We start from the raw sequence: 22,951 nt of genomic DNA on the forward strand, positions 1-22,951 counted from the left end.
AGGATCACGCGCCCCCTCGAACCCGACACGGGGGTAATCGTGCTGCATACCCGGATCGAGTGCGACAACGTTCTGGCACCGAATTCTTACCGCGCCAGGTCAGGCCGTAGTCCCACCGCACACGCGCGGTCCTAGACTTTGGCACACAGGGTGTTGACGAAAGCGGGTAACGCGTGACTGGTCAGTCGAGCCATCCGGTCGGAACCCCGGCCAGCATGCGGGTGCTCAACCAGCGTGCGGTGCTCGAACTGCTACGCCGGTCCGGGCCCGCGACCAGGCCGCAGGTGGCCAAGGGCACCGGCCTGTCCAAACCGACCGTCGGGCAGGCGCTGCTCGGGCTGGAACAGGCCGGACTGGTCCGCCCGGCCGGCCGGACCTCGGCCGGACCCGGTCGGTCGGCGGTGGTCTACGAGGCCAACCCGGCCGCGGGTTACGTGCTCGCGGTGGACATCGGCCGGGAGCGGATCCGGTTGTCCCTGGTGGACCTGGGCGGGGCCGAGGTGTCCCGCTGCGACGAGCGCAACCGCTGCCGCTCGGCCAGCGCGCTGGTCCGGCAGGTCCGGGAGCTGGCCGATCGCATCGTGGGCGCGGCCGGGATCCGGTTCGACCAGGTGGTGGCCAAGGTGGTCGGCAGTCCCGGGGTCGCCGACCGGAACAGCCGGGCGTTGCAGCTCGCGCCGAACCTGCCCGGCTGGGGCCGCAAGGGCCTGCTGGACGAGCTGGAATCGCTGCTCGGGCCGGGGCTGATCGTGGAGAACGACGCGAACCTGGCCGCGCTCGGCGAGCGGGAACGCGGCGCCGCGCGGGAGGCCAGGGTGTTCGTGCTGGTCACCGTGGGCACCGGGGTCGGCATGGGCATTGTCATGGACGGGCATCTCTTCCGCGGCGCGCACGGCGCGGCCGGGGAGATCGGTTACCTGCCCTACGGGCGCTTCGACGAGCAGGCGGTGCTCTCCGGCGAGCTGGCGCCGCCGCCGCGCGGGCTGCTGGAACAGGCCACCGCGGCCGAGCCGGTGGTGGAACTGGCGCACGAGCTGGGCCTGACCCAGGCGCGCAACGCCAAGGACGTCTTCGCGGCCGCCGCGGCGGGGGAGGCCACCGCGCTGCGGGTGGTGGAGCTGATCGCGGCCCGGCTGGCCTACGGGATCGCCTCGGTGACCGCGGTGATCGACCCGGAGCTGGTGGTGCTCGGCGGTGGCATCGGGCGCAACTTCGAGCTGCTGATCGAACCGATGGAACGGGCGCTGCGCTACCTCAGTCCGCTGCTGCCGACCGTGGTCGGCGGGGAGCTGGGCGATGACGCGGTGCTGGCGGGCGCGGTCGCGGTCGGACTGCGCGCGGCCGAGGAGACCGTGTTCGAGCGGCACGTGCACGCCGGCTGAACGGCGCGCGTCAGCGAAACGTCAGCGCGACTGCCTACTGTTGAGTATGTCGAAGGCAGGCCCGCTGCGCTGCTTGCCACCTTCGGCCGTAGGCGCAGGCTGTTCGGGGTGTCCGCACCCCGTCCCACCCGGCCCGCGCTGCGAGCCCTGCCTGGTTCCAGAGCTTCCCCAGGGCATTGGAGCAGGCAGGGCTCCCCCCAACTTTCCTGGGCGGGAATGCCCTGACCTCACACGGTGTTGAGCCGGTGCACACGCACCATCGAGTCCACTGTGGAGGGTCGAATGCCGGAGAACTACCGTTGGGCGGAATCGCTGCTGGCCCAAGGCGACCCGTTGGGTGCGCTGCAGGTGCTGACGCCGCTGCTGACCGCGGACGCCACCTTTTCGGTGCGGCTGCTGGCCGCCCGCGCCTACTACCACTCCGCGCAGCTGGGCCGGGCCGAGCAGCTGCTCACCGAGCTGATCGAGGCGGACCCGACCGACCACTACACCCGGTTCCTGCTGGGCCGCACGCTGGAGCGGGCGGGTCGGCGGCCGGAGTCGGTGCGGCACTTCCGGCTGGCCGCGGCGCTCTCCGCGAGCCCGGACTACGCCGAGGCGCTGGCCAGGGTCTGCTGAGCCGGCACAACAGAACGGCCCGCCCGCGTCAGGATCGCGGACGGGCCGTTCCTGCGTTGATCAGCCCGCCAGGGCCCAGTCGCTGCCGTCCGTGCTGGTCGGCGCGACGAAGCCGCCGGCGAAGTTGCGCTCCACCTGGGCCTTCTCCGCGGCGTTCGGCAGGGGGTTCTTGCAGCCGGTGCCCGCGCTGGCGCCGGACATCAGGTCCACGCACAGGCCGGTGCGCCGGTCCGGCAGGCCGAGGATGTGGCCCAGCTCGTGCGCGGTGATCCGCGGGACGTGGTGCCCGTCGTTGACGGCGGTGCGGCCCATCCACACGGTGCCGCGGCCGAGCCCGCTGACCTGCGCGCGCGGCCAGCCGTTGTCGGCCAGGATCCGGATCTGCGCCGGCGTGCCCGGTTCCAGGCGCACGTTCTTCACCGAGGCGTTCCAGACCTTGGCGCCCTCGTCCCAGGCCGCCTTGAACTCCTGCGCCTGGCTGGTGTCGTACTTGATCACTCGGACCGCGCTGGTCTCGGCGGTCGCGGGCGAGGTGACCACGAGCAGCGACGCCACGGCGGTGACCACCCCGACGACCAATCGCCTGATCTTGTTCTGGAGCACGGTTCATCTCCTACCGATGCAGGGAAAAGAGCTGCCCTCAGCTAATCGCGCCGGGCCGGACACATCAACGGCCACGCATATACCAATGCCCCCCAATCCTGGGGTTATGGCGGAAAAACAGACTGACGGCCCGGGTGGTTAGTCGCAGCCGGAGCAGACCAATGGCGGGTTGTGGCTCAGTTGCCGGCGCCGAGCCCGGCATAGCCGGCCAGGTCCGCGTTGCCGCCGGTGAGCACGGTGGCGACCGTTTCGCCCGGAATGCCCTTGGCGATGGCGGCCAGTCCGGCCGCGCCCGCGGGTTCGGGTAGCACGCCGAGGGTGCGCGCGGCCAGTCGCATGGCCTGTCGCAGTTCCTCTTCGCTGACCAGCACCACCTCGTCGACCAGCGCCCTGGTCCGGGCCACCGCCTGTTCGGTCGGGCGGCTGATCGCGATCCCGGCGGCGAAGGTGCTGGCCAGTTCCACGGTCAGCACCTCGCCCGCCGCCCAGCTTCGCGCCAGCGCGGGCGCGGCGGCCGCGGCGACCCCGATCACCCGCACCGCCGGCGCGTGCGCCTTGACCCAGGCGGCCACCCCGGAGATCAGCGCGCCATCGCCCATCGGCACCACCAGTGTGTCGAAAGTGTTGTCCCGCAACAGTTCCATCCCGATGGTCCCGGCGCCCTCGGCCACCGCGGGATCCCGGCCGTCCAGCACGTACACCCGGTCCTGGGTCTCCGCCGCGTACGCCTCGGCCAGTTCCAGCGGGGAGCCGTCGACCTCGTGCAGCACCGCGCCGAAGGCCCGCATCCGGGCGAGTTTCACCGGCGAGGTGCCGCTCGGCACGAACACCTCGGCCCGCAGACCACGTCGCCGCGCCGCGTACGCCACGGCCTGGCCGAAATTCCCGCCGGTGGAGGAACACACGATCGTCCCGATACCCTCGGCCACCTCGCTGACGAAGAACTCCGCGCCGCGGCCCTTGAAGGAGCGCAACGGGTTCAGCAGTTCCACCTTGGTCAGCACCCGGCGGCCGAGCGCGGCGCAGAGCTGCTCGTCCACGTACTGCGGGCTGTTCAGGAACACGGGATCGATCACCTTCGCCGCGGCGAGGATGCGATCAAGCGAAAGGTCGGTCACCCACCTCACGCTAGATGGCGGTGCTGAACCGGCGCTGCCGCTGACCCCCGGATGACCTCGACCAGGCTGGCGAAGCTGTCCCGCCCGAACCCCGCCGCGATCCCACGCGCGGTCAGCGACTCGACCAGCCGCGGCAGCCCCGGGTCCAGTCCGCGTTCCGCGCTGGCCTGCACCAGGTTCCCCATCAGCGGCGCGTCCAGCTCCAGCCACTCCTGTTCGCCCGGGTAGGCCCCGGCGTCGAGCTGGGTCGCGTAGTCCTCGATCACCTCGACCACCGTGCTCCGCAACCAGCGGGTGAGCATCGGCGTCACCGCCGCCGCGGGCACCCCGTCCGCGTCGAGCAGCGCCGCGGTCTGCAGGTAGCCGATCAGCGTCGCCCAGGCGAAGTTGAGCAACGCGAGGTCGTAGAGCGCCGCCGTGCCCGGGTCCACGCCCAGGTAGTTCGCCTCGCCCAGCCGTTCCAGCGCCGCGCGATGCCGCTGGAACACCTCCGCGTCCCCGCTGTAGACCAGCACCGTCTCCGGCCTGCCCACGTGTTCGGGATGCGCCATCAACGCCCCGTCCAGGTACCGCCCGCCCCGCGCCCGCACCAGCTCCGCGGCCTGTCGCGCCTCCGCACTGGTCCCCGAGGTGAGGTTCACCAGATCAACCCCGCCCAACTCCCGCGCCAGCAACCCCGCCAGCTCACCGTGCTCCTCCGCACACACCACCACCAGCCCAGCCACATCCACCGCACCCAGCACCCCGGCCAGCCCCGCCGCCCGAGCCCCAGTTCCCAGCACCGCGACCATCGCGCCCTCCCAGCTACCTACACAATGTAACCTACATTCTGTAGCATGAGTTCATGGCCGAGCACCGCATGTCAAGACCGGACCGCCGCGACCACCTCCTGCGCACGGCCGCCGAGATCCTGCACACCAACGGCGCCAACGCCCTGACCCTGGTCACCCTGGCCGAGCGCGCCGGGGTGTCGAGACCCGTCGCCTACGACCACTTCGGCACCCGCGAGGGCCTGCTGCTGGCGATGTACCAGGACTACGACGAACACCTGGCCCAGGCGATGCGCGCGGCACGGTCGCGGGCGGGGTCGCTGGCGGAGGTGGTGACCGCGGTGTGCACGGCCTATGTCGACGGGATGATCGCGGCGGGGCCGGATTGCGGTGAGGTGCAGGCGGCGCTGCTGGGGCATCCGGAGACGCGCGACTTCCGGGAACAGTCGGAGCGCTGCTACCTGAATGAACTTCGGGCCGCGCTGAAGCCGTTCGCGCCGGTCGCCCCGGTTGTTCTGGTCGGACTGTTCAGTGCCCTGGACGGGGTGGCGCGGGCGGCGGCGGCCGGGCGGGTGCCGCGGGGCAAGGCGGTCGCGGCGGCGGTGGCCATCGTGGTCGGCGTGGTTCAGGGGTGAGCGGGGATGGCGGCTTATAGTGCGGGTAGATGTATTTTTGTGGGGGTAGCCGTACTATTGTGGGGGATTGTGGGAGGTGGGTGTGGAGCTGAATCGGCCGTTGGCGACGGTGACGCCCACGCTTGACGGGGATGTTCTCGCCGCGTTGGCCAGGCACGATGCCGTGTTCACCACGGGGCAACTGCGCCGGCTGCTCGCCGGGCGGTCGGAGGAGGGCATCCGCAAGGTGCTGCGGCGGCTGACCCGGCAGGGCATCGTGCATGCCGAGCGGATCGGCAACGCCTACGCGTACCGGCTCAACCGTGAGCATCTCGCCGCGCAGCACATCATCGGCCTGGCCCAGCTGCAGGAGACCTTCCTGCGGCGCCTTGCGGACCGGCTGGCCGCCTGGCCCGTGTCACCGGTCTACGCCGCCGTGTTCGGCTCGGCCGCCCGCGGCACGATGACCCTGGCGAGTGACCTCGACCTGCTGCTGATCCGTCCCGAGGATGCCGATAGTGATCAGTGGGAGGCCCAGGTCGGCGACCTGGTGGCCGAGGTGACCCGCTGGATCGGCAACGACACCCGTCCGCTGGAGTTCACCGCCGCCGAGGTCACCGCCCACGGCCGCGACCAGGCCGTCCTGCACGCCGCGCTGAGCGAGGGGCTCACCGTGGCCGGCACCCGCGCCTGGTTGAGCAGGCAGTTGCGGAAGGGGAGGGGTGGGCGTGCGGACGCAACCGTGCGACGCGGCGATCCGCCGCGGCCGCCTGCGCAAGGCGGAACAGTTCAAGGAACAGGCGGACCAGATCCGCGACCTGGCCGACCAGGACACTGACTGCGCCGACAGTTACGTGACCCTGTGCGTGCACGCGGGCATAGCCGCCTCGGACGTCATCTGCTGCGCCGCCCTGGGCCACCACGCCCACGGTGAAAACCACACCGAGGCGACCGCCCTGCTGAGCAAGGCCGACCGAGAAGCGGCCAGACACCTGGCCGCCCTCCTCAAGATGAAGACCAAGGCCGGCTACAGCCACACCTCAGCCACCATCGAGGAGTTCAAGCGAGCAGGCCGAGCCGCCGAAACCCTGGTGGAAAAAGCCCGCCGAGCCCACGCCGCCACCTAACGCCCCACAACGGCCAACAAGGCGTACCAGAACAGCCAACAAGGCGTACAAAACGGCCAACAAGGCGTACCAGAACGGCCAACACGCGCGGAGGAGGGAACGGCGCGCAGCGCGACGGCGAAGCCGAGCACGCAGGGCAAGGGGGAACGGCGGGCAAGGCGGCGGAGCCGCATATGCAGGGCAAGCGGGGGTCCGGGGGCAGCGCCCGCCGGGTGGGGTCCGGGGGCTTCGCCCCCGGTGTGACTGACACGTCGACCCGGCGAAGCGCGCAGCGCAAGCAGGGTCGACCCAGTCGACGTGGGGCCGGTGGGAGTCGAACCCACACTGGCACGGACCTAAACCGTGTGCCTCTGCCAATTGGGCTACGGCCCCGTCGGCGTACAGCCTAACCGGCGACACCTGGCGGGTGGAGGCGGACTGGGTGACGCGGCGTGGCGGGTTGGGGCTACCGTGATCCCGCGTCAGACATCGTCCTGCGAGGAGGGGACCTGTGGCTCGGGATCCGGAGAGCATTCAGCGTGACATCGAGCAGGCGCGGGACTCGCTGGCCTCGACGTTGGACGAGTTGGCGGTGCGGGCGAACCCGAAGAAGTTCGTGGACGAGTCCAAGGCCGCGGTGAAGTCCAAACTGGACGATCCGCGGGTGAAGTACTCGTTGATCGCCTTCGGGGCGCTCGTGGTGCTCGCGTTGCTGCGCAAGATCTTTCGCTGACACCGGGACGGGTCCCGCTGCCGCAGGCTCAGTTGAGCAGCGGCAGCAGGGCCTGTTCCAGCAGTTTGTCGACGAATGCCGCGTCGATGGGTTCGCCGGTGAGCATCAGCCGGTAGGTCAGGGTGGCGCCGGCCAGTTCGTTGACCATGCCCAGGGGGGCGTGGCGGTTGATCTCGCCGCGTTCGGCGCCCCGTTCCAGGATCCGGCGGAGCATGCCGCGCTGGCCGGTGAGGAAGCTGTCCCGGAAGGCGGTGGCCAGTTCGGGTTCGTGCGGGAGTTCGCCGACCAGGGCCTGGGCCGCTTTGCCCGAGGGGCCGGTCAGGAAGTCGGCGTAGCCCAGCAGGAACTCGCGCAGGTCGCCGGCGACCGAACCGGTGTCGGGTTCCGGGACGCTGCGGCTGACCAGTTCGTTGCAGGTGTCGATGACCAGTTCGAGTTTGGACTCCCAGCGGCGGTAGATGGTGGCCTTGCCCGCCTTGGCGCGGGCGGCGACGGCGTCCATGGTCAGCGCGCGGTAGCCGACCTCGGCCATCACCTCCAGGGTGGCCTTGCGCAGGGCGTCGTCCCTGCTGGCGTCGCGGGGTCTGCCGCGGGGCGCCCCGCCCGCCTCCTTGGCTCGGCTGCTGTGCAACTCGTCAGTGCCTGGCGCAGTCGCCAAACCTGCCCCCTCTCACCGCTGCCGACATCTGTGTCGGCGGCGTGACCGCCCGTGTCCTCTCATCCTAGGGCCGCTGAGCGGGCCGGGGTGTCAACCGGACGTCCGAAGTGGAAGGTCAGCCGGTGTTCGTGGCTGCTTGAGCCCCTTGTTCTTCCTCTTCTTCCACTTCTTCGCCGTCGGGCTGGGTCGGCGCCTGGGTCAGCGGCACCCCGCCCAGCGGGGTCAGGCCGTGCCGGGCGTGCAGGTAGGCGGTGGTGAAGGCGAAGGCGTCGCCGTCGAGCAGGTGCACCGCACGGCTGGGAATGCCGGGCGCGATCCGCTCCAGAATCTGGTCGGCCTGGTCCCTGGCCGCGATCAGGCCCGGCGCGGTGGCCGCCTCCTCAAGCCGGCCGTACCGGACCGTGACGGTCCAGTCGTCGCCCTCGGGCATGTAGTCGACGGTGATCGGTGTGTGGTCCATAGACGCCTCCCGCTCGGCCTCGTCCCATGGTGAGAGACCTCGGGGGTGAGCGCATGACGGTTTGGCGGGTGACATCCCCCAGTTGGTCGTACTCACTCGTCCGAGTGGACCTGCGATGCCTGTGTAACCCGGGAGGGGACTGAACAGATATCCCGGGCAGTGGCGCGGTCCGGTCGAGGCCCCGCCGCGGCCGAGCAGGGGCAGCGCGGCCGCGGCGGGGGGTCTTTCGCCGCGTGTCGCTGAACTTCCCGTGTTGAAGGGGCATGCGGGAGGTGCGGGCGGCTCCCGGTCGACGCGGAATCGGGAGCCACCCGCAGTACTCAGACCGGGACCGGGCTCAGCCGTCCCGAGCGGTCCATCCGGTGCACGGCCAGGGTGCCGAGCAGGCCCAGCGCCAGCAGCGTCAGCCAGGGGATCGCGGGCACGCCCGCCGACCTGGCCAGGTCGAGCGCGCGGCCGGCCACCAGGTTGCCGACGGTGATGCCGATGCCGGACAGGGTGCTGTAGAGCCCGTAGTGCGTGGCGACCAGCCTGCCGCCGGAGAGCGCGGCGATGGTGTCCATCTCGAATGGATAGGTCACCACCGTGCCCAGGGTGAGCAACAGCGAGGTCAGCAGCAGCGCGGGCAGCCACAGCCCGAGTCCGCCCTGCTGCTGGGGGTCCAGCAGGCCGGCCAGCATCGGCGGCAGGAACGCGCCGGTCATCAGCGCCAGCCCGAGCGTGATGCACCGGGCCGGGCCGTAGCGGCCGCGGCACCAGGCGGTGATCCGCAACTGCCCGAGCACCGCGACCAGCCCGGAGACCGCGAACAGCGCGCCGACCCCGATGGTGCCAGCCAGTTCGCCGCCCGCGATCGCCCGCACCTGCAACGGCAGGGTCAGGTAGATCTGGAAGGACAGCACGTAGGAGCCGATCATGGCGATGGCGAAGAACAGGAACGGCCGGTTGCGCACCGCCGTGCCGACCCCGCCGAGCAGGCTGCCGCCGCCCCCTGGCGCCGAACGCGCCGGCAGTTCCCTGACCTGCAGGACGGTCAGCACCGCGAAGACCACCGCGGCCACCAGACAGGTCAGCGAGAAGGCCACCCCGGTCAGCGCCAGCCCGATCAGCGGCCCGATCAGGATGCCCACCTGGTAGAAGACGTTGAACAGCGCGAACGCCTCCACCCGCCGCTCACCGGACTCGGCGGTCAGGTAGGCCCGGGAGGCCGGGTTGAACAGCGCCCCGGCCAGTCCGGTGGCGGCCGAGGCCGCGATCAGCGCGGGCAGGCTGTCCACGAAGCCGAGCAGCCCGAAGCCCACGGTGCGCAGCGCCAGGCCCGCGATGATCATCGGCTTGTAGCCGAACCGGTCGGCCAGCGCGCCGCCGAAGAGGAACATGCCCTGCTGGGACAGGTTCCGCACGCCCAGCACCAGCCCGACCAGCCAGGCCGCCAGGCCCAGCCCGCCGGAGAGATGCGCGGCCAGGTAGGGCATCAGCATGTAGAAGCCCAGGTTGATGGTGAGCTGGTTGACCAGCAGCAGCCGCACCGGCCGGGGGAAGGACCGGTACTGGGACAGGACCTGGATCACCGGGTGCCCGCCGCGGGGTCGACGACCGTGCGGCAGCGCGTCCACCCGGTCACCTCGGCGGCCAGCGGGTGCGAGATCTCGGCCGGATCGGTGGGCGGCGGGCCGTCGAGCAGGCCGTGCGCCTGGCAGTACTCGTCGTTGAACACGGTGGTGTAGTAGCGCTGCGGGCCGTCTGGGAAGATCGCCGCGATCCGGGTGTCCGGTTCGGCGTTGCGGGCCAGCCAGCCCGCGACCAGGGCGACCGCGCCGACGCTCCAGCCGCCGGTGGCGAAACTGGTCGCGGCCAGCGCGCGGCTGGTCCACACCGATTCCCGCGGCGCCACCCAGTGCACCTCGTCGAAGCTGTCGTAGGCCACGTTGCGCGGGTAGATGCTGGAGCCCAGGCCGCGCATCAGCCTGCGCCGGGCGGGCTGGCCGAAGATGGTCGAGCCGATGGTGTCCACCCCGACCAGGCGCAGGTCGGGGCAGAACTCGCGCAGCACCCTGGACACCCCGGCGGAGTGCCCGCCGGTGCCGACCGAGCAGACCAGCACGTCGACCCGGCCGAGTTGGGCCACCAGTTCCATCGCCAGCGCCGAGTAGGCGGCCACGTTGTCCGGGTTGTGGTACTGGTCCGGGCAGTACGCGCCCGGGTTGTCGGCCAGCACCTCGGCCACGCGCTGCCGCCGGGCCTCCTGCCAGCCGCCGGTCGGATGCGGTTCGCTGACCAGTTCGATCCGCGCGCCGTAGGCGGCCAGCAGCCGATGCAGGATCGGCTCCATACCGGGGTCGGTGACCAGGGTTACCGGGTGCCCGTAAGCGATTCCGGCCAGCGCGAGGCCGAGCCCGAGGGTGCCGCTGGTGGATTCGACGATCATCGCGCCAGGCGCCAGTTCACCGCGGCGGCGGGCGCAGTCGATCATGTGCAGGGCCGGGCGGTCCTTCATGCCGCCGGGGTTGGCGCCTTCCAGTTTGGCCCAGAAACCGTTGCCCGCCTTGGCGAAGGGCTCGTCGATCCACAACACCGGGGTGTTGCCGACCGCGGCGGGCAGGCTCTGGCAGCGGGGCGCGCTGGTGAGCAACCTGGCTGGGGACGTGCGGGCATGCGGGAGCAGCAGATCCATGTCTGTGGTTCTTCCTCGGGAAGAGGTACGGGTGAAGGCGGGTTACCGGCTGCTGCTCAGGTCCGGAACACGCAGTTGACGAGCTGGGTTGATTGTCTACTGTGGACAGTCTCGCGCCACGCGAGTATCGCCGGGGCGGGTTCTGCTTGCGGGGCAAGGAAAACCGGCGGGATGACGGCGGGGTCCGGCAGTTCGGTGGCGGGGGTCAGCGGATCGGCGCCGCGGGGCAGCGCGAGGCACAGCTCATCGGTGCCGTCGTGCTGGGTGTGATCGCAGTTGTGCGTGTCGTGATCAGTCGTGGAACCGCTGTGTGTATGGGAATGCACGGAAGCGGTGTGCGTCACGAAGCACTCGCCACCGAGGTGGAGAGTGAGGTAGAGGACCCCGAGCAGCAGCGCCACAACGGGGCGGGCCAGACGCACACCGCCAACGTACCGGATCTTGCGACCTGGTCACGGCCAGGTTACGACGAAGGTAGTAGTCCTTCCGGGTTGTCTTGGGCGGCGAGATCGCCCAGGGCCTGGGTGACCTCGGCCATCGGGAAGCCGGGCTGGAAGGCGCGGGCGCCGGATCCGCCTTGCTGCCAAGGTTTCGGGCCGTCGAAGGGCCGGTACTCCACGCCCGCGGCGTCCAATCTGGACAGCTGCGCGCGCACCCGCTCCGGCTCCGCCGGCCAGCTGGACGGGGCGCCGGTCCAGGCCACCTCGGCGAGTGCGCAGGTCCGCGGGAAGGCGCGGTAGTCGAGCAGCCGCGCGTGCGGCAGGTACTCGCTCCACAGCTGGGCCTGCACGCCGATGATGTTGGCGTTCTCCGCCTCGCTGAACCCGGCCGGGCGCGGGTCGAGCGCGGCCACGTCGGCCAGGCGCACCGGACCGCCGATGGCCAGTGGCTCGCGCGGGTCGGCGTCGCTGTAGTAGTCGAAGTAGGTGGGGAAGACCGGGGTGCGCACCACCTGGAACCCGGCTGCGGCGGCCTTGCGGGCCACCTCGTCGCCGCGCCAGGCCATCACGACGGAGTCCGGCCGCAGTCCGCCGCTGCCGAATGCCTCGTCCCAGAACACCGCCCGGACACCGCGGCCGGCCAGCCGGTCGGCCAGCCTGCGCAGGAAATCCCCGTGCAGCGCGGCCATGTCCGGCAGGCCGCGGGACTCGCGGTAGGCCTGGATCTCCGGGTTGGCCTCCCACTGGCCGAGCGGGCATTCGTCCCCGCCCAGGTGCACATACGGGCCGGGCAGCACCTCCAGGAGTTCGCCGAGCAGCTCGTCCACCACCTGTTCCACCGCCGGGAGCGGGGACAACAGATTGGGGAATATGCCCCAGGTGGACTGGACCTGGTAGCTGCCGCCGGGCACCGAGCCCAGTTCGGGCATCGCGGTGAGCAGCGCCGAGGCGTGGCCGGGCACGTCCAGTTCGGGCACCACGGTGACCGCCCGCTCCTGCGCGTACGCGCCGATCTCGGCCAGATCGTCCCGGCTGTAGTAGCCGCCGTGCGGGGTGCCGTCGTCGCCGTCGGGGGAGTGGCCGTGGCCGATCATGGTCTGCGACCGGTGCCCGGCCATTTCGGTGAGCTGGGGGTAGCGGGTGCTCTCGATCCGCCAGCCCTGGTCGTCGGCCAGGTGCAGGTGCAGCCGGTTGAGCTTGTGCATGGCGAGCAGGTCGATCATCCGCAGCACCTCCCGCTTGGGCAGGAAGTGCCGGGACACGTCGAGCATCAGGCCGCGCCAGGCGGTGGCCGGGGCGTCGGTGACCTCGCAGCAGGCCAGCTCCCAGACCGTGCCCCTGGGCGCCGCGGCCCGCCAGGCCGCGTCGGGCAGCAGCTGGCGCAGGGTCTGCACCGCGTAGGTCGCGCCCGCGGTGGAGCCGGCCACGATGTCCAGCCGGTCCGGCCGGACCAGCAGCTGGTAGCCCTCCGGGCCGTGCGCGGCGGCGTCCAGGGTGACCACCACCGAACCGGGGTCGGGGGTGCCGCGCTGGGGTAGTGGGAGGCGCAGGAAGCCCAGTGCGCGGCGCACCAGATCTGTTGTGCTCTCAGCGCCCGGACCAGCGACAACGCTGGTGCGTTCGGTGAAGCGGAAGGTACCGGCGAGCCCTCGCGCGCTCCGTGGGCGGGGCAACAGGGTGGCGAGTCGATCGGTCACAGATCACATACTTCACCAATTTGTGGGACACGAACCGCCCCAATTGGTGAACCGACAGGTTGTCGCGTTGTGCCGTCCGGTCGAACGGACCCAGGGTGTGCCCATGGCTAGCCTGCTCGATTGGTCCCTGATCGACGGGGCGGTCCCCGCTGGGCTGACCTTCGCCGGCGGAGCGGCCTTCGCCGTGCTGCTCGCCGATGGCCGCCGGGTGTGGTGGCGCCGGACCCTGCCGCTGGTGCTGCTCGGCATGCTGGTGCTCGGACTGCTGCTCGAGGTGCTGGTCAACCAGGTGTGGCGGCCGTTCGCGGACCGGGTGCCGACCAACACGACGCTGTGGATCACGATGATCGTCGGCAGCCTGGTGCTCGGCGTGTTCCGCTGCCTCCCACAACGCTGGCCGGCCCGGATCGGGATCGCGCTGGCGGTGGTGGTGCTCGCGGTGTGCGGGGTGGCCGACATCAACCGGTACTTCGGCCAGTTCCCGACCGTGGGCGCGCTCTTCGGCAGCGGGCAGGGGCCGACCACCGACCTGTCCGAGGCGGCCAAACCGGCCGCGTCCACCGTGGTGGTGCCGCCCGGCAAGGCGCTCAGCGAGGTGTGGCAGCCGCCCGCGGGCCTGCCGGCCCAGGGCACGGTGTCCGAGGTGACCATCCCGTCCTCGGCCGGGTTCGGCACCCGCACCGGCCGGGTCTACCTGCCCCCGGCCTACCAGGCCACGCCGCGGCCGAAACTGCCGGTGCTGGTGCTGCTGGCCGGGCAGCCCGGCTCGCCATCGGACTGGCTCGGGCCGGGGCAACTGGCCACCACCATGGACAAGTACGCCGCGGACAACCGGGGCCTGGCGCCGATCGTGGTGCTGCCGGACCACCTGGGCAGCGAGCTGGCCAACCCGATGTGCCTGGACTCCAAGCTCGGCGCGGCCGAGACCTACCTGGCCAAGGACGTGCCGGCCTGGGTCCGGCAGAACCTGCAGGCCGAGACCGATCCGCAGGCCTGGACCATCGGCGGACTGTCCCAGGGCGGGACCTGCGCGTTGCAGCTGGCGGTGCGCGCGCCCGAGGTCTACCGCAACTTCATCGACATCTCCGGTCAGCGCGAACCCTCGCTGGGCACCCGCAAGGACTCGGTGAACGCGGCCTTCGGCGGCGACGAGGCCGCGTTCAAACGGGTCAACCCGCTGGACATCCTGGCCACCGCGAAGTTCCCGAAGACCGCGGGCCTGATCGTGGTCGGCAACAAGGACGGCGAGTTCCGGCCGCAGCAGCAGGACGTGCTCAAGGCCTGCCGCCGGGCGGGCATGCAGGTGGACTGGCTGGAGATCCCCGGCCCGCACAACTGGGTGGTGTGGCGACCGGCGCTGGCCCAGGCCATGCCCTGGCTGGCCCAGCACACCGGACTGACCCCGCGATGATCGGAGCCCGCAGTGTCCACTGAGGACAGTCAGGTCGAGCCGCCATCCACGCCGCGCCGGCCTGCTCCGATCAGGCTGGTGCACCAGGGGATCGCCGCGCTGCGCGGGCTGCTCGGACTGCTCGCGCACGCCCCGCTGACGCTGGTGTTCCTGGTCGCGCTGTGGACGGTGGGCGCGCTGACCGGCAGCCTGCTGGACGGGCCCTCGGGGGAGTTGCTGCCGCAGGTCGGCATCGGCACCTCCTCGCTGGTCGACGGGCACTGGTGGGCACCGCTGAGCAGTGCGCTGTGGTGCCTGGACCTGGTCGGCTACCTGGCCACCTCGGTGCTGCTGCTGGGATTCGGCGCGGCGGGCGAGCGGTTGCTCGGACCGGGCCGGACCGCGGTGCTGTTCCTGATCAGCCAGGTCGGCGGCGCCCTGCTGGGCATCGGCGTGATCAAACTCGGCTCGGTGGCCGGCTGGCTGTGGCTGAACTTCCTGGACGATCCGGCCGAGCTGGCGCTGAGCCCGTCCACCGGCGCGGTCGGGCTCGGCCTGGCGCTCAGTTCGCGGCTGCCCGCGTTGTGGCGCAGGCGGTTGCGGCTGGTGCTGATCGTGGCGCTGGTGACGCTGGCGTTGTTCTCCGGCTACGCCCAGGACGTGGTGCGGCTCTGCGGTGGGCTGATCGGCATGCTCGCCGGGCTGGCCATGCTCGGGCGCTCCAGCAAGACCGTGGGCGCGCCGTCCCGTTCGGAGACCAGGGTGCTGGTGGCGCTGCTGCTCGCGGCCTGCGCGCTGGGACCGGTGTTCATGCTGCTCACCCCCTACACCGCAGGCCCGCTGACCGCGCTCGGCGATGTGCTGACCTCGCCGGTGCCCAGCGCGGACCAGATCGAGGCCATCTGCGCGGACCCGGACTTCGCCGAGCGCTGCCGGGAACTGCGGGCCCGGGCCAATTTCGACGGCCTGCCCAGCGCGATCATGTCCGTGCTGCCCGCGCTGTTCCTGCTGGTGCTGGCCGAAGGGCTGCGGCGGGGGCGGAAACTGGCCTGGTGGTCGGCCACGGTGGCCAACCTGGCGCTGCTGGTGTGGTTCGTCCAGTCCATTGTGGACCTGATGCTGACCCCGACCGCGGAGTTCGGCGACATCTCGCCGCACACCAAGGGCCAGCTGGTCTTCGACTCCTCGATGCCGGTGCTGTTGTCGGTGGCCATGCTGATCGGCCTAGTAGTCACCCGCAGGCAGTTCACCGTGGCAGGGCCGAGAAGGTCCCGGCGGCGGCTGGTCGCCTTCATCGTGGGCGCGTTCGTGTTGCTGGGCGTGGTGTACGTGCTCGGCGGGTACGCCTGGCGGGACCAGTTCGACCCGCAGCCCGGCTTCGGCCAGCTCATCGCGGACGCGCCCTCGCGGTTCCTGCCGCCGGGGTACCTGGACCTGTTCCCGGTGCGGTTCATCGCCACCGGCGGCCTGGCCGGACTGCTGTGCGAGTACCTGGGCGTGGTGTTCTGGCTGCTGGTGCTGGGCGCGCTGCTGGTCACCTTCTGGCGGGCCGCGCCGCCCACCGACGAGACCGCGGCCGCGCGGGCCAGGGACCTGGTGCAGAAGTTCGGCGGCTCGAACCTGGCGCACATGACCACCTGGCGCGGCAACAACTACTGGTTCACCGCGGACGAGCAGGCCGTGGTCGCCTACCGGGTGGTGGCCACCATCGCGATCACCACCGGCGACCCGGTGGGCGAACCCGCGGCGCGGATCGAGGCGGTGCGCGGGTTCGCCGACTTCTGTGCGCGCAACGGCTGGACGCCCTGCTTCTACAGCGTCACCGAAGCGATCAAGGACGAGACCAAGACGTTCGGCTGGAGCGCGGTGCAGGTCGCCGAGGACACCCTGGTGCCCCTGCCCGAACTGGCCTTCACCGGCAAGAAGTGGCAGGACGTGCGCACCGCGCTGAACAAGGCGGGCAAGGCCGGGATCACCGCGGAATGGTGGAGCTACCCGAAGGCGCCGCTGGCCATCACCGACCAGGTCCGGTCCATCTCCGAGGAGTGGGTGGCGGACAAGGGCCTGCCCGAGATGGGCTTCACCCTGGGCGGGCTGGACGAGCTGAACGACAACGAGGTCCGCTGCCTGGTCGCACTGGACGCCGACCGGACCGTGCACGGCATCACCAGCTGGCTGCCGGTGCACCGGGACGGGCAGGTGGTCGGCTGGACGCTGGACTTCATGCGCCGCCGGGCCACCGGATTCCGCGGCGTGATGGAGTTCCTGATCGCCTCGGCCGCGCTCAGCTTCAAGGAGGAGGGCGCGGAGTTCCTCAGCCTCTCCGGCGCCCCGCTGGCCCGGCTGGACCGCGGTCAGCAGCCCGGCGCGCTGCAACGACTGCTCGACTTCGCCGGTCGGGCGCTGGAACCGGTGTACGGGTTCCGCTCGTTGTTCGCGTTCAAGGCCAAGTTCCAGCCGACCTACCAGCCGATGTACATGGCCTACCCGGACCCGGCCGCGCTGCCGCGCATCGCCAACGCGATCGGCCGGGCATATCTGCCGAATATGGGCGCGAGGCAGGGATTGCGCCTGGTGCGGCGGGTCCTCAGCCGTTAGTTTGCCGGGGTAACGAACCCGGCGAAAGGCGGCGACGTGGGATCCTCACGACCCTTGCGCGCGGCGGTGGTGCTGTGTGCCACCGCGGCGGTGACCCTGACCAGCGCTCCGGCCGCGGGCGCGGTCGAGGCTGGTCAGAGCGGTAAGAGGCCAACCCAGACCGGCTACGGCGGTGCGGTGTCCACGGTCGACGAGGACGCCACCAAGGCCGGTATCGAGGTGCTGCGCCGGGGTGGCAACGCGGTGGACGCGGCGGTGGCCGCGGCTGCGGCGCTGGGCGTGACCGAACCGTTCTCCGCCGGGGTCGGCGGCGGCGGGTTCTTCGTCTACTACGAGGCGCGCACCGGCAAGGTGCACACCATCGACGGGCGGGAGACCGCGCCCAAGCGGATGAAGCAGGACTCCTTCGTCGAGGACGGCAAGGCCATCCCGTTCGACGAGGCGATGACCTCCGGACTGTCCGTCGGCGTGCCCGGCACCCCGCTGACCTGGCAGCGCGCCCTGGACAAGTGGGGCCGCAAGGATCTGGCCGAGAACCTGCGCCCGGCGATCAGGCTGGCCCGCGACGGGTTCACCGTGGACAAGGAGTACCGCGACCACACCTGGCAGAACGAGGCCCGCTTCCGGGCCATCGCGCCCACCGCCAAGCTCTTCCTGCCCGGCGGCAAGCTGCCCGAGGTGGGCAGCACCTTCCGCAACCCCGACCTGGCCAAGACCTACCAGGGCCTGGCCGAGCGCGGGCTGGACTGGCTCTACCGCGGTGAGCTGGGGCGCGAGGTCGTGCACACGGTGAACCAGCCGCCGGTGGCCGCGGGCGCCACGATCAAGGTGCGGCCCGGTCTGATGGAGACCGGCGACCTGGCCGCCTACCGGACGGTGGACCGCGCGCCGACGAAGATCGGCTACCGCGGGCTGGACGTGTACAGCATGGCCCCGCCGTCCTCCGGCGGGTCCACGGTCGGCGAGGCGCTCAACATCATGGAGCGATTCCCGTTGTCCCGCAAGGACGTCAACGGGGCCACCCACACCTACCTGGAGGCCAGTCGGCTGGCCTACGCGGACCGGAACAAGTGGATCGGGGATCCGTCCTTTGTGGACGTTCCGCTGAAGCAGCTGCTGTCGGACGGGTTCGCCAAGGACCGGGCCTGCCTGATCGACCCGAAGAAGGCCATGCCGCACCCCGCCCCGGCCGGCGACCCGCTCAAGCCCGGCGGTTGCAAGACCACCGCCCCCGGCCCCGACCGCTACGAGGGCACCTCCACCACCCACCTGAGCACCGCGGACGCCTGGGGCAACGTGGTGGCCTACACGCTGACCATCGAGCAGACCGGCGGCAGCGCGCTCACCGTGCCGCACCGCGGTTTCCTGCTCAACAACGAGCTGACCGACTTCGACTTCGCGCCGCCTGCCGCCGGTCAGCCGTGGCCGGCCAACGCGCCCGAGGGCGGCAAGCGCCCCCGCAGCAGCATGTCGCCCACCATCGTGCTCAAGGACGGCAAGCCGTTGCTGGCCCTGGGTTCCCCCGGCGGCTCGACCATCATCACCACCGTCCTGCAGACCCTGTTCAACCGGATCGACCTGGGCATGTCCCTGCCCCAGGCCGTGGCCGCACCCAGGCTGTCCCAGCGCAACCGGGCCAAGACCGAGGCCGAACCCGCCTTCTTCAACTCGCCCAAACGAGCCGAGCTGGAGGCCTACGGCCAGCAGTTCGAGCTGCCCTCGACCACCTTCACCCCCAACCCGGAAATCGGCACCGTGGCCGCGCTGGAGTTCCTGGGCCGCGGCAAGATCCAGGCGGTGGCCGAGCCCGTCCGCCGCGGCGGCGGCAGCGCGAAGGTCCTCTTCCCCACCCGCTGACCGTCGACTTGGGCCAACTCGTACGTCGAGTTGGCCCAAGTCGGCGTACCAGTTGGGCCAACTCGATGGTTAGGGTTGGGGGTCATGGGGTTTTTTGACGATGAGCCGGATGTTGCTCCCGTGGCCGAACCAGAGCCGCCGCGGGCCGCTCGGCCGGTGTGGCTGGGGCCACCGGAGGATGTGCCTGGGGTGCTGGTGCCGCTGGAAGCCGTGGTGACCAGGACGGACAACGCGGTGGTGCTTGTTGTCGGCGCGCGGGCCTATCCCAACGGCTGCCAGGTGGAGGCCAGGGTGGCCGCCCGGCGTGCGGGGCTGGCCGAGGATGCCTGGTGGGAGCTGCACGACGGGCTCTTCGGTGCGCACCGGCGGCGCTGGAAGCGGGATCCCACAACCGAATCAGCCCCGCACTTCAGTATCCGGCTGGCCGACGGGACCGAGGTCGCCGCGGTCGGGTCGGCGCCGGAGGAGCAGCCCGCCGCAGCGCTGCTGGTGTGCAGCCCGGACGGTGGCACCGCGGACAGCGGGCGGGTGGACTCGCACTTCCAGCTGTGGCTGCACCCGTTGCCGGACACCGAGTTCGAGCTGCGGATCGAGTGGGCCAGCGCCGGGATCAACACCACCGCCAAGATTGACGGGGCGGCGATCGCCGCGGCGGCGCGCCGGGCCGAGCCCTACTGGTCCTGAAAGTCCTCCGGATGATCATCCGGCAGCACCCAGGCCAGCAGGGCCGTTGGCGCGGCCGCCAGTACCACGAAGGCGATCGCCAGCAGGATGCTCGCGTTGATGCCGAGATCCGGACTGCGCTGGTTGAGCAGCAGGTAGGCCAGTAGCGGGAGCAGGGTCAGCAGCCCGAACTGGTAGCCGAGGAAGATCGCGCGGTCGCGCAGCTCGCGCTGGCGCTCGTCCAGGGAGGGCGAGAGGGTCTCGACGAGTGCCGCGGTCAGCACCCGGAGCAGGCCCCACACCGACAGCCAGCCCGCGTAGAGGGCGAGCCACAGCGGCAGGAACCACCCGGTGCCGCGCAGGTCCGTCAGCAGCACCACGACCAGGAAGACCGGGAACAGCGACCAGGCCACGGCCAGCCGCCGCCGGTGCCGCCGGGTGCGCCAGCGGGGCAGCCTGCGGCTGAACTTCGCTGTCCGCCGCCGCTCGTACTCCGTGTACCGCTCGCGCAGGCTCATCCCTGCCCTCCTCGATAGACCTGCTCGGACAGCGGGGTGAACGGCGCCCGGCTGAACACCGCCTCCACCGGCAGCCCGAAGACCTCGCAGATCCGGAAGGCCAGATCCAGGCTCGGGTAGTGATCTCCGCGTTCCAGCGCGCCGATGGTCTGCGGGTTGACCTCCACCGCCTCGGCCAGCGCGACCCTGGACAGGCCGCGTTCGGCGCGCAGCACCGGGAGCCGGTTGTAGATCGGCAGGTCCTTGCCCCGTCGCACTGGGCTCACCAGGTAAGTCTGGCACAACCGGCTGGTTGGACAACTTGACAAGCTGTTGGGTTTTTACAACACTTCGCCGCATGAACACATCAGCAACGGTGGGGGCGGGCGCTGGCCTGGAGGTGGACCGGCTCGGCAAGCGTTACGGGGACCTGCGCGCGCTGGACGGGATGAGCTTCCTGGTGCGGCCCGGTGAGCTGTTCGGCTTCGTCGGCGGCAACGGCGCGGGCAAGACCACGACCATGCGGATCGTGCTGGGCGTGCTGGCCGCCGACTCGGGCGAGGTGCGCTGGGACGGGGCGCCGCTGGACTTCGCCGGGCGCCGCCGGATCGGCTACATGCCGGAGGAACGTGGGCTCTACCCGAAGATGAAGGTCGGCGAGCAGCTCACCTACCTGGCCCGGCTGCACGGGTTCAGTCCGAAGGCCGCCCGGCGGGAGGCCGAGGACTGGCTGGAGCGGCTGGGCGTGGCGCAGCGCCGGGACGATGAGGTGCAGAAGCTCAGCCTGGGCAACCAGCAGCGGGTGCAGCTGGCCGCGGCGCTGGTCTACCGGCCGATGCTGCTGGTGCTGGACGAGCCGTTCTCCGGGCTGGACCCGGTGGCGGTGGACGTGCTCAGCGAGGTGCTGCGCGAGCAGTGCGCCCAGGGCGTGCCGGTGCTGTTCTCCAGCCACCAGCTCGACCTGGTCGAGCGGCTGTGCGACCGGGTGGGCATCGTGCGGCAGGGCCGGATGGTGGCCTGCGGCACCGTCTCCGAGCTACAGCGGGCCGGTTCGGCCCGGCTGGTGGTGGACGCGCCTTCGGCTGCTCCCGGTTGGGCGGAACGCATTCCCGGCGTCCGCATCGTGTCCACAGTGGACGGTCAGACCGTGCTGGAACTGGCCGAGGGCGTGGACGACCAGGTGGTGCTGGCGGCGGCCCTGCGCACCGGGCCGGTGCGTGGCTTCGGCCGGCACCAGCCGAGTCTGACCGAGACCTACCGGCACATCGTCACCGAGGAGGCGAGCGCGTGAACACCCAGCTCGGACCGGCCCGCGGCGCCTGGCTGGTGGCCAGTCGCGAGATCGCCACCCGGATGCGCGGCAAGTCCTTCGTGCTCGGCACCCTGCTGATGCTGGCCATTGTCGGCGGCCTGGTCGGCTTCGCCACGCTCAACGGCGGGACCGAACGCACCGCCGCGGTCACCGCGCGCAGCGCCCCGGTCGGCGAGGCGTTGCGGGCGCAGTTCACCGCCAGTGGCGACCAGCTGGAGCTGCGCACGGTGGCCGATGCCGCCGAGGGTGAGCGTCTGGTTCGCGCGGGCGAGGTGACCGTGTTCCTGGACGCCGGTCCGGGCGTGCGCGCGGTGGTGGACAACGACACCGACGGCGAGCTGCGCGCGGCGCTGGACGTGCTCGCGGTCAAATCGGTGCTGGATCAGGCGGGCCGGGCGCCGGAACCGGCCCAGGTGCGGGCGCTGACCCCGGCCGATCCGGATCGCGGATCCCGGCTGGCGCTGGCCTTCGCCACCGCGATGCTGCTGTACTTCGCCCTGCTCGGCTACGGGATCACGGTGGCCCAGGGCGTGGTGGAGGAGAAGAGCAGCCGGGTGGTCGAGCTGCTGCTGGCCGCGGTCCGGCCGTGGCAGCTGCTGGCGGGCAAGGTGATCGGCATCGGCCTGGTCGGTCTGGCCCAGCTCGCGCTGGTCACCGGGGTCGGCCTGGCCGCGGCCACCGCCACCGGGTCGGTGACGCTGCCCGGCGGCACGGTGGGCACGATCACCGCGCTGATCGGCTGGTACCTGCTCGGGTTCACCCTCTACGCCACGCTGTTCGCCGCCACCGGCGCGTTGGTCTCCCGTCAGGAGGACATGCAGTCGGTGATCATGCCGGTGATGATGCTGATCGTCATCCCGATGGCGGGCGGGCTGCCGCTGCTGCTGCGCAACCCGAACGACCAGCTGGTGGAGTGGGTGTCGCTGCTGCCGCCGTTCGCGCCGATGCTGATGCCGATCCGCGCGGCCCTGGGCGCGGCCCCGCTGTGGCAGCAGTTGCTGGCGGCCGGGCTGATGCTGCCGGCGATCGCTCTGCTGCTGTGGCTGGGCGGCCGGGTCTACGCGAACACCGTGCTGCGCGTGGGGGCGCGCACGAAACTCACCGAGGCGTTGAGCCGTAAGTGAGTCCGGCGCCCCCGGCCCTGCGCGGCCGGGGGCGCCGTCGGCTCAGCGTCCGCGCCAGGCCAGGGTGGACACGCTCAGCGCGGCCTCGGCCACCCGCCGGGCCGCCTCGGTGCGCAGCGACTTGCGTGAGGAGTCGATCCAGCCCTGCACCCCTCGGTAGCCGCTTTCCCGGTATTCCACGGCCTGGAACAGGCATTCCAGCTTGTCCGCGTCCTTGGCGCAGTGTGCCTCGGCGGTGCCCGCGGCCTCGTACTCGTTGACCACCTCCTGCACCGTCTTGCGCGCGGTGTCCGGCAGGGCGGCGGTCTGGTCCGCGGTGATCTGCTCGTTGGAGGCGGAGACCAGGTAGTCGCGGGCGGTGTGGGTGAGATCGCCGATCCTGGTCTCCTGGGAGTCGTGCCAGAGCGCGAGTAACGCCGCGCGGGCGGGGTCGGCGCCTTCCATGGCGGCGAGCATGGTGGCGAGCTGGGCGACCCGCAGGCTGTGCTCGGCGACCGATTCGGGGTCGCGAACGCCGATGTGCCACCAACCAGCCCGGCGGGTGCGCTTGAGCACCCCCAACTCGAAGGCGAACTCGGCGACCGCGGACGCGTCCCGGTCGTGCTTGTCGTTCACTGGCTGACCTCTCTCCTCGGCA

24 protein-coding genes and 1 tRNA gene are annotated in these 22,951 nt (G+C 71.3%); 12 read left to right on the forward strand and 13 right to left on the reverse strand.

Annotation, left to right across the window (positions count from 1 at the left end; all coding sequences use genetic code 11):
• Positions 1-173 precede the first annotated feature (173 nt).
• Both MZC64_RS40020 and MZC64_RS40025 read left to right on the forward strand, forming a co-directional pair.
• On the forward strand, positions 174-1,382 hold the full coding sequence (locus MZC64_RS40020; protein WP_374205857.1) for an ROK family protein: 1,209 nt from the start codon (positions 174-176) through the stop codon (positions 1,380-1,382).
• A gap of 282 nt (positions 1,383-1,664) precedes the next feature.
• Positions 1,665-2,000, forward strand: coding sequence for a tetratricopeptide repeat protein (locus tag MZC64_RS40025; RefSeq protein ID WP_247764099.1), 336 nt, complete (start codon positions 1,665-1,667; stop codon positions 1,998-2,000).
• 60 nt (positions 2,001-2,060) lie between these two features.
• Here MZC64_RS40025 and MZC64_RS40030 read toward each other — a convergent pair whose 3' ends face one another.
• From MZC64_RS40030 to MZC64_RS40040, 3 genes are all read right to left on the reverse strand, one after another.
• On the reverse strand, positions 2,061-2,603 hold the full coding sequence (locus MZC64_RS40030) for a snapalysin family zinc-dependent metalloprotease (protein WP_247764098.1): 543 nt from the start codon (positions 2,601-2,603) through the stop codon (positions 2,061-2,063).
• A 176-nt stretch (positions 2,604-2,779) separates the two neighbouring features.
• Positions 2,780-3,721, reverse strand: a complete 942-nt coding sequence (locus MZC64_RS40035; protein WP_247764097.1) for a threonine/serine dehydratase — start codon at positions 3,719-3,721, stop codon at positions 2,780-2,782.
• Between the two features lie 5 nt (positions 3,722-3,726).
• The gene (locus MZC64_RS40040; RefSeq protein WP_247764096.1) at positions 3,727-4,512 is read right to left on the reverse strand and encodes an NAD(P)-dependent oxidoreductase; all 786 of its coding nucleotides are present in this window, start codon (positions 4,510-4,512) and stop codon (positions 3,727-3,729) included.
• Between the two features lie 53 nt (positions 4,513-4,565).
• Between MZC64_RS40040 and MZC64_RS40045 the strand changes: the two genes are divergently transcribed.
• From MZC64_RS40045 to MZC64_RS40055, 3 genes are all read left to right on the forward strand, one after another.
• Positions 4,566-5,126, forward strand: a complete 561-nt coding sequence (locus tag MZC64_RS40045; protein ID WP_247764095.1) for a TetR/AcrR family transcriptional regulator — start codon at positions 4,566-4,568, stop codon at positions 5,124-5,126.
• An 82-nt stretch (positions 5,127-5,208) separates the two neighbouring features.
• Positions 5,209-5,943 carry a nucleotidyltransferase domain-containing protein gene (locus tag MZC64_RS40050; RefSeq protein ID WP_247764094.1) on the forward strand — a complete coding sequence of 245 codons (735 nt, stop codon included), beginning with the start codon at positions 5,209-5,211 and terminating at the stop codon, positions 5,941-5,943.
• Positions 5,834-6,232, forward strand: a complete 399-nt coding sequence (locus MZC64_RS40055; RefSeq protein WP_247764093.1) for a hypothetical protein — start codon at positions 5,834-5,836, stop codon at positions 6,230-6,232. The genes MZC64_RS40050 and MZC64_RS40055 overlap by 110 nt, the downstream gene beginning before the upstream one ends.
• Before the next feature lie 298 nt (positions 6,233-6,530).
• Here the strand turns inward: MZC64_RS40055 and MZC64_RS40060 are convergent.
• Positions 6,531-6,604 (reverse strand) — tRNA-Leu (locus MZC64_RS40060).
• A gap of 118 nt (positions 6,605-6,722) precedes the next feature.
• Between MZC64_RS40060 and MZC64_RS40065 the strand changes: the two genes are divergently transcribed.
• Positions 6,723-6,944: a DUF3618 domain-containing protein gene (locus MZC64_RS40065; protein ID WP_185001892.1), complete on the forward strand. Its 222-nt coding sequence runs from the start codon at positions 6,723-6,725 to the stop codon at positions 6,942-6,944.
• A gap of 28 nt (positions 6,945-6,972) precedes the next feature.
• On the opposite strand, the gene MZC64_RS40070 is transcribed toward MZC64_RS40065, so the two are convergent.
• The 6 genes from MZC64_RS40070 to MZC64_RS40095 form a co-directional block, all read right to left on the reverse strand.
• The gene (locus MZC64_RS40070) at positions 6,973-7,602 is read right to left on the reverse strand and encodes a TetR/AcrR family transcriptional regulator (RefSeq protein WP_247797779.1); all 630 of its coding nucleotides are present in this window, start codon (positions 7,600-7,602) and stop codon (positions 6,973-6,975) included.
• A 115-nt stretch (positions 7,603-7,717) separates the two neighbouring features.
• Entirely contained in the window at positions 7,718-8,062 is a 345-nt protein-coding gene (locus tag MZC64_RS40075; RefSeq protein WP_247764091.1) for a hypothetical protein, read from the reverse strand.
• A gap of 320 nt (positions 8,063-8,382) precedes the next feature.
• A complete protein-coding gene (locus tag MZC64_RS40080; protein ID WP_374205858.1) occupies positions 8,383-9,678 on the reverse strand; it encodes an MFS transporter in 1,296 nt (431 codons plus the stop codon).
• Positions 9,630-10,736: a PLP-dependent cysteine synthase family protein gene (locus MZC64_RS40085; RefSeq protein ID WP_247764090.1), complete on the reverse strand. Its 1,107-nt coding sequence runs from the start codon at positions 10,734-10,736 to the stop codon at positions 9,630-9,632. The genes MZC64_RS40080 and MZC64_RS40085 overlap by 49 nt, the downstream gene beginning before the upstream one ends.
• A 56-nt stretch (positions 10,737-10,792) precedes the next feature.
• Positions 10,793-11,158, reverse strand: a complete 366-nt coding sequence (locus tag MZC64_RS40090) for a hypothetical protein (RefSeq protein ID WP_247764089.1) — start codon at positions 11,156-11,158, stop codon at positions 10,793-10,795.
• A 41-nt stretch (positions 11,159-11,199) separates the two neighbouring features.
• Positions 11,200-12,873, reverse strand: coding sequence for a beta-N-acetylhexosaminidase (locus MZC64_RS40095; protein WP_247764088.1), 1,674 nt, complete (start codon positions 12,871-12,873; stop codon positions 11,200-11,202).
• 103 nt (positions 12,874-12,976) lie between these two features.
• On the opposite strand from MZC64_RS40095, the gene MZC64_RS40100 reads away from it, so the two are divergent.
• The 4 genes from MZC64_RS40100 to MZC64_RS48335 all read left to right on the forward strand — a co-directional run bounded on the left by MZC64_RS40100 (position 12,977) and on the right by MZC64_RS48335 (position 19,402).
• A complete protein-coding gene (locus MZC64_RS40100; protein WP_247764087.1) occupies positions 12,977-14,284 on the forward strand; it encodes an esterase family protein in 1,308 nt (435 codons plus the stop codon).
• A gap of 78 nt (positions 14,285-14,362) precedes the next feature.
• Positions 14,363-16,861, forward strand: coding sequence for a DUF2156 domain-containing protein (locus MZC64_RS48975; RefSeq protein WP_247764086.1), 2,499 nt, complete (start codon positions 14,363-14,365; stop codon positions 16,859-16,861).
• Positions 16,862-16,897: 36 nt separating this feature from the next.
• Positions 16,898-18,718, forward strand: a complete 1,821-nt coding sequence (gene ggt / locus MZC64_RS40110; protein WP_247764085.1) for a gamma-glutamyltransferase — start codon at positions 16,898-16,900, stop codon at positions 18,716-18,718.
• Between the two features lie 84 nt (positions 18,719-18,802).
• The gene (locus tag MZC64_RS48335) at positions 18,803-19,402 is read left to right on the forward strand and encodes a hypothetical protein (protein ID WP_282106625.1); all 600 of its coding nucleotides are present in this window, start codon (positions 18,803-18,805) and stop codon (positions 19,400-19,402) included.
• On the opposite strand, the gene MZC64_RS40125 is transcribed toward MZC64_RS48335, so the two are convergent.
• Positions 19,390-19,899: a hypothetical protein gene (locus tag MZC64_RS40125; RefSeq protein WP_247764083.1), complete on the reverse strand. Its 510-nt coding sequence runs from the start codon at positions 19,897-19,899 to the stop codon at positions 19,390-19,392. The two genes, MZC64_RS48335 and MZC64_RS40125, sit on opposite strands and share 13 nt — an antisense overlap.
• Positions 19,896-20,165, reverse strand: coding sequence for a helix-turn-helix transcriptional regulator (locus MZC64_RS40130; protein ID WP_247764082.1), 270 nt, complete (start codon positions 20,163-20,165; stop codon positions 19,896-19,898). The genes MZC64_RS40125 and MZC64_RS40130 overlap by 4 nt, the downstream gene beginning before the upstream one ends.
• A 71-nt stretch (positions 20,166-20,236) precedes the next feature.
• On the opposite strand from MZC64_RS40130, the gene MZC64_RS40135 reads away from it, so the two are divergent.
• Together MZC64_RS40135 and MZC64_RS40140 are read left to right on the forward strand one after the other, a co-directional pair.
• Positions 20,237-21,169 carry an ABC transporter ATP-binding protein gene (locus MZC64_RS40135; protein WP_247764081.1) on the forward strand — a complete coding sequence of 311 codons (933 nt, stop codon included), beginning with the start codon at positions 20,237-20,239 and terminating at the stop codon, positions 21,167-21,169.
• Entirely contained in the window at positions 21,166-22,314 is a 1,149-nt protein-coding gene (locus MZC64_RS40140; RefSeq protein ID WP_247764080.1) for an ABC transporter permease, read from the forward strand. The genes MZC64_RS40135 and MZC64_RS40140 overlap by 4 nt, the downstream gene beginning before the upstream one ends.
• Positions 22,315-22,356: 42 nt before the next feature.
• Here MZC64_RS40140 and MZC64_RS40145 read toward each other — a convergent pair whose 3' ends face one another.
• The gene (locus tag MZC64_RS40145; RefSeq protein ID WP_247764079.1) at positions 22,357-22,929 is read right to left on the reverse strand and encodes an HD domain-containing protein; all 573 of its coding nucleotides are present in this window, start codon (positions 22,927-22,929) and stop codon (positions 22,357-22,359) included.
• Positions 22,930-22,951 lie beyond the last annotated feature (22 nt).

Origin of the sequence: Crossiella sp. S99.2 (genome assembly GCF_023094165.1) — a bacterium.
In the GTDB taxonomy this organism is placed as follows: domain Bacteria; phylum Actinomycetota; class Actinomycetes; order Mycobacteriales; family Pseudonocardiaceae; genus Crossiella.

Bases quoted from the DNA above. Each gene is read 5' to 3' on its own strand.
- MZC64_RS40025 (WP_247764099.1), top strand. From the start codon at position 1,665: ATGCCGGAGAACTACCGTTGGGCGGAATCGCTGCTGGCCCAAGGCGAC.
- MZC64_RS40040 (WP_247764096.1), bottom strand. From the start codon at position 4,512: ATGGTCGCGGTGCTGGGAACTGGGGCTCGGGCGGCGGGGCTGGCCGGG.
- MZC64_RS40045 (WP_247764095.1), top strand. From the start codon at position 4,566: ATGGCCGAGCACCGCATGTCAAGACCGGACCGCCGCGACCACCTCCTG.
- MZC64_RS40075 (WP_247764091.1), bottom strand. From the start codon at position 8,062: ATGGACCACACACCGATCACCGTCGACTACATGCCCGAGGGCGACGAC.
- MZC64_RS40085 (WP_247764090.1), bottom strand. From the start codon at position 10,736: ATGGATCTGCTGCTCCCGCATGCCCGCACGTCCCCAGCCAGGTTGCTC.
- MZC64_RS40100 (WP_247764087.1), top strand. From the start codon at position 12,977: ATGGCTAGCCTGCTCGATTGGTCCCTGATCGACGGGGCGGTCCCCGCT.
- MZC64_RS48335 (WP_282106625.1), top strand. From the start codon at position 18,803: ATGGGGTTTTTTGACGATGAGCCGGATGTTGCTCCCGTGGCCGAACCA.
- MZC64_RS40125 (WP_247764083.1), bottom strand. From the start codon at position 19,899: ATGAGCCTGCGCGAGCGGTACACGGAGTACGAGCGGCGGCGGACAGCG.
- MZC64_RS40135 (WP_247764081.1), top strand. From the start codon at position 20,237: ATGAACACATCAGCAACGGTGGGGGCGGGCGCTGGCCTGGAGGTGGAC.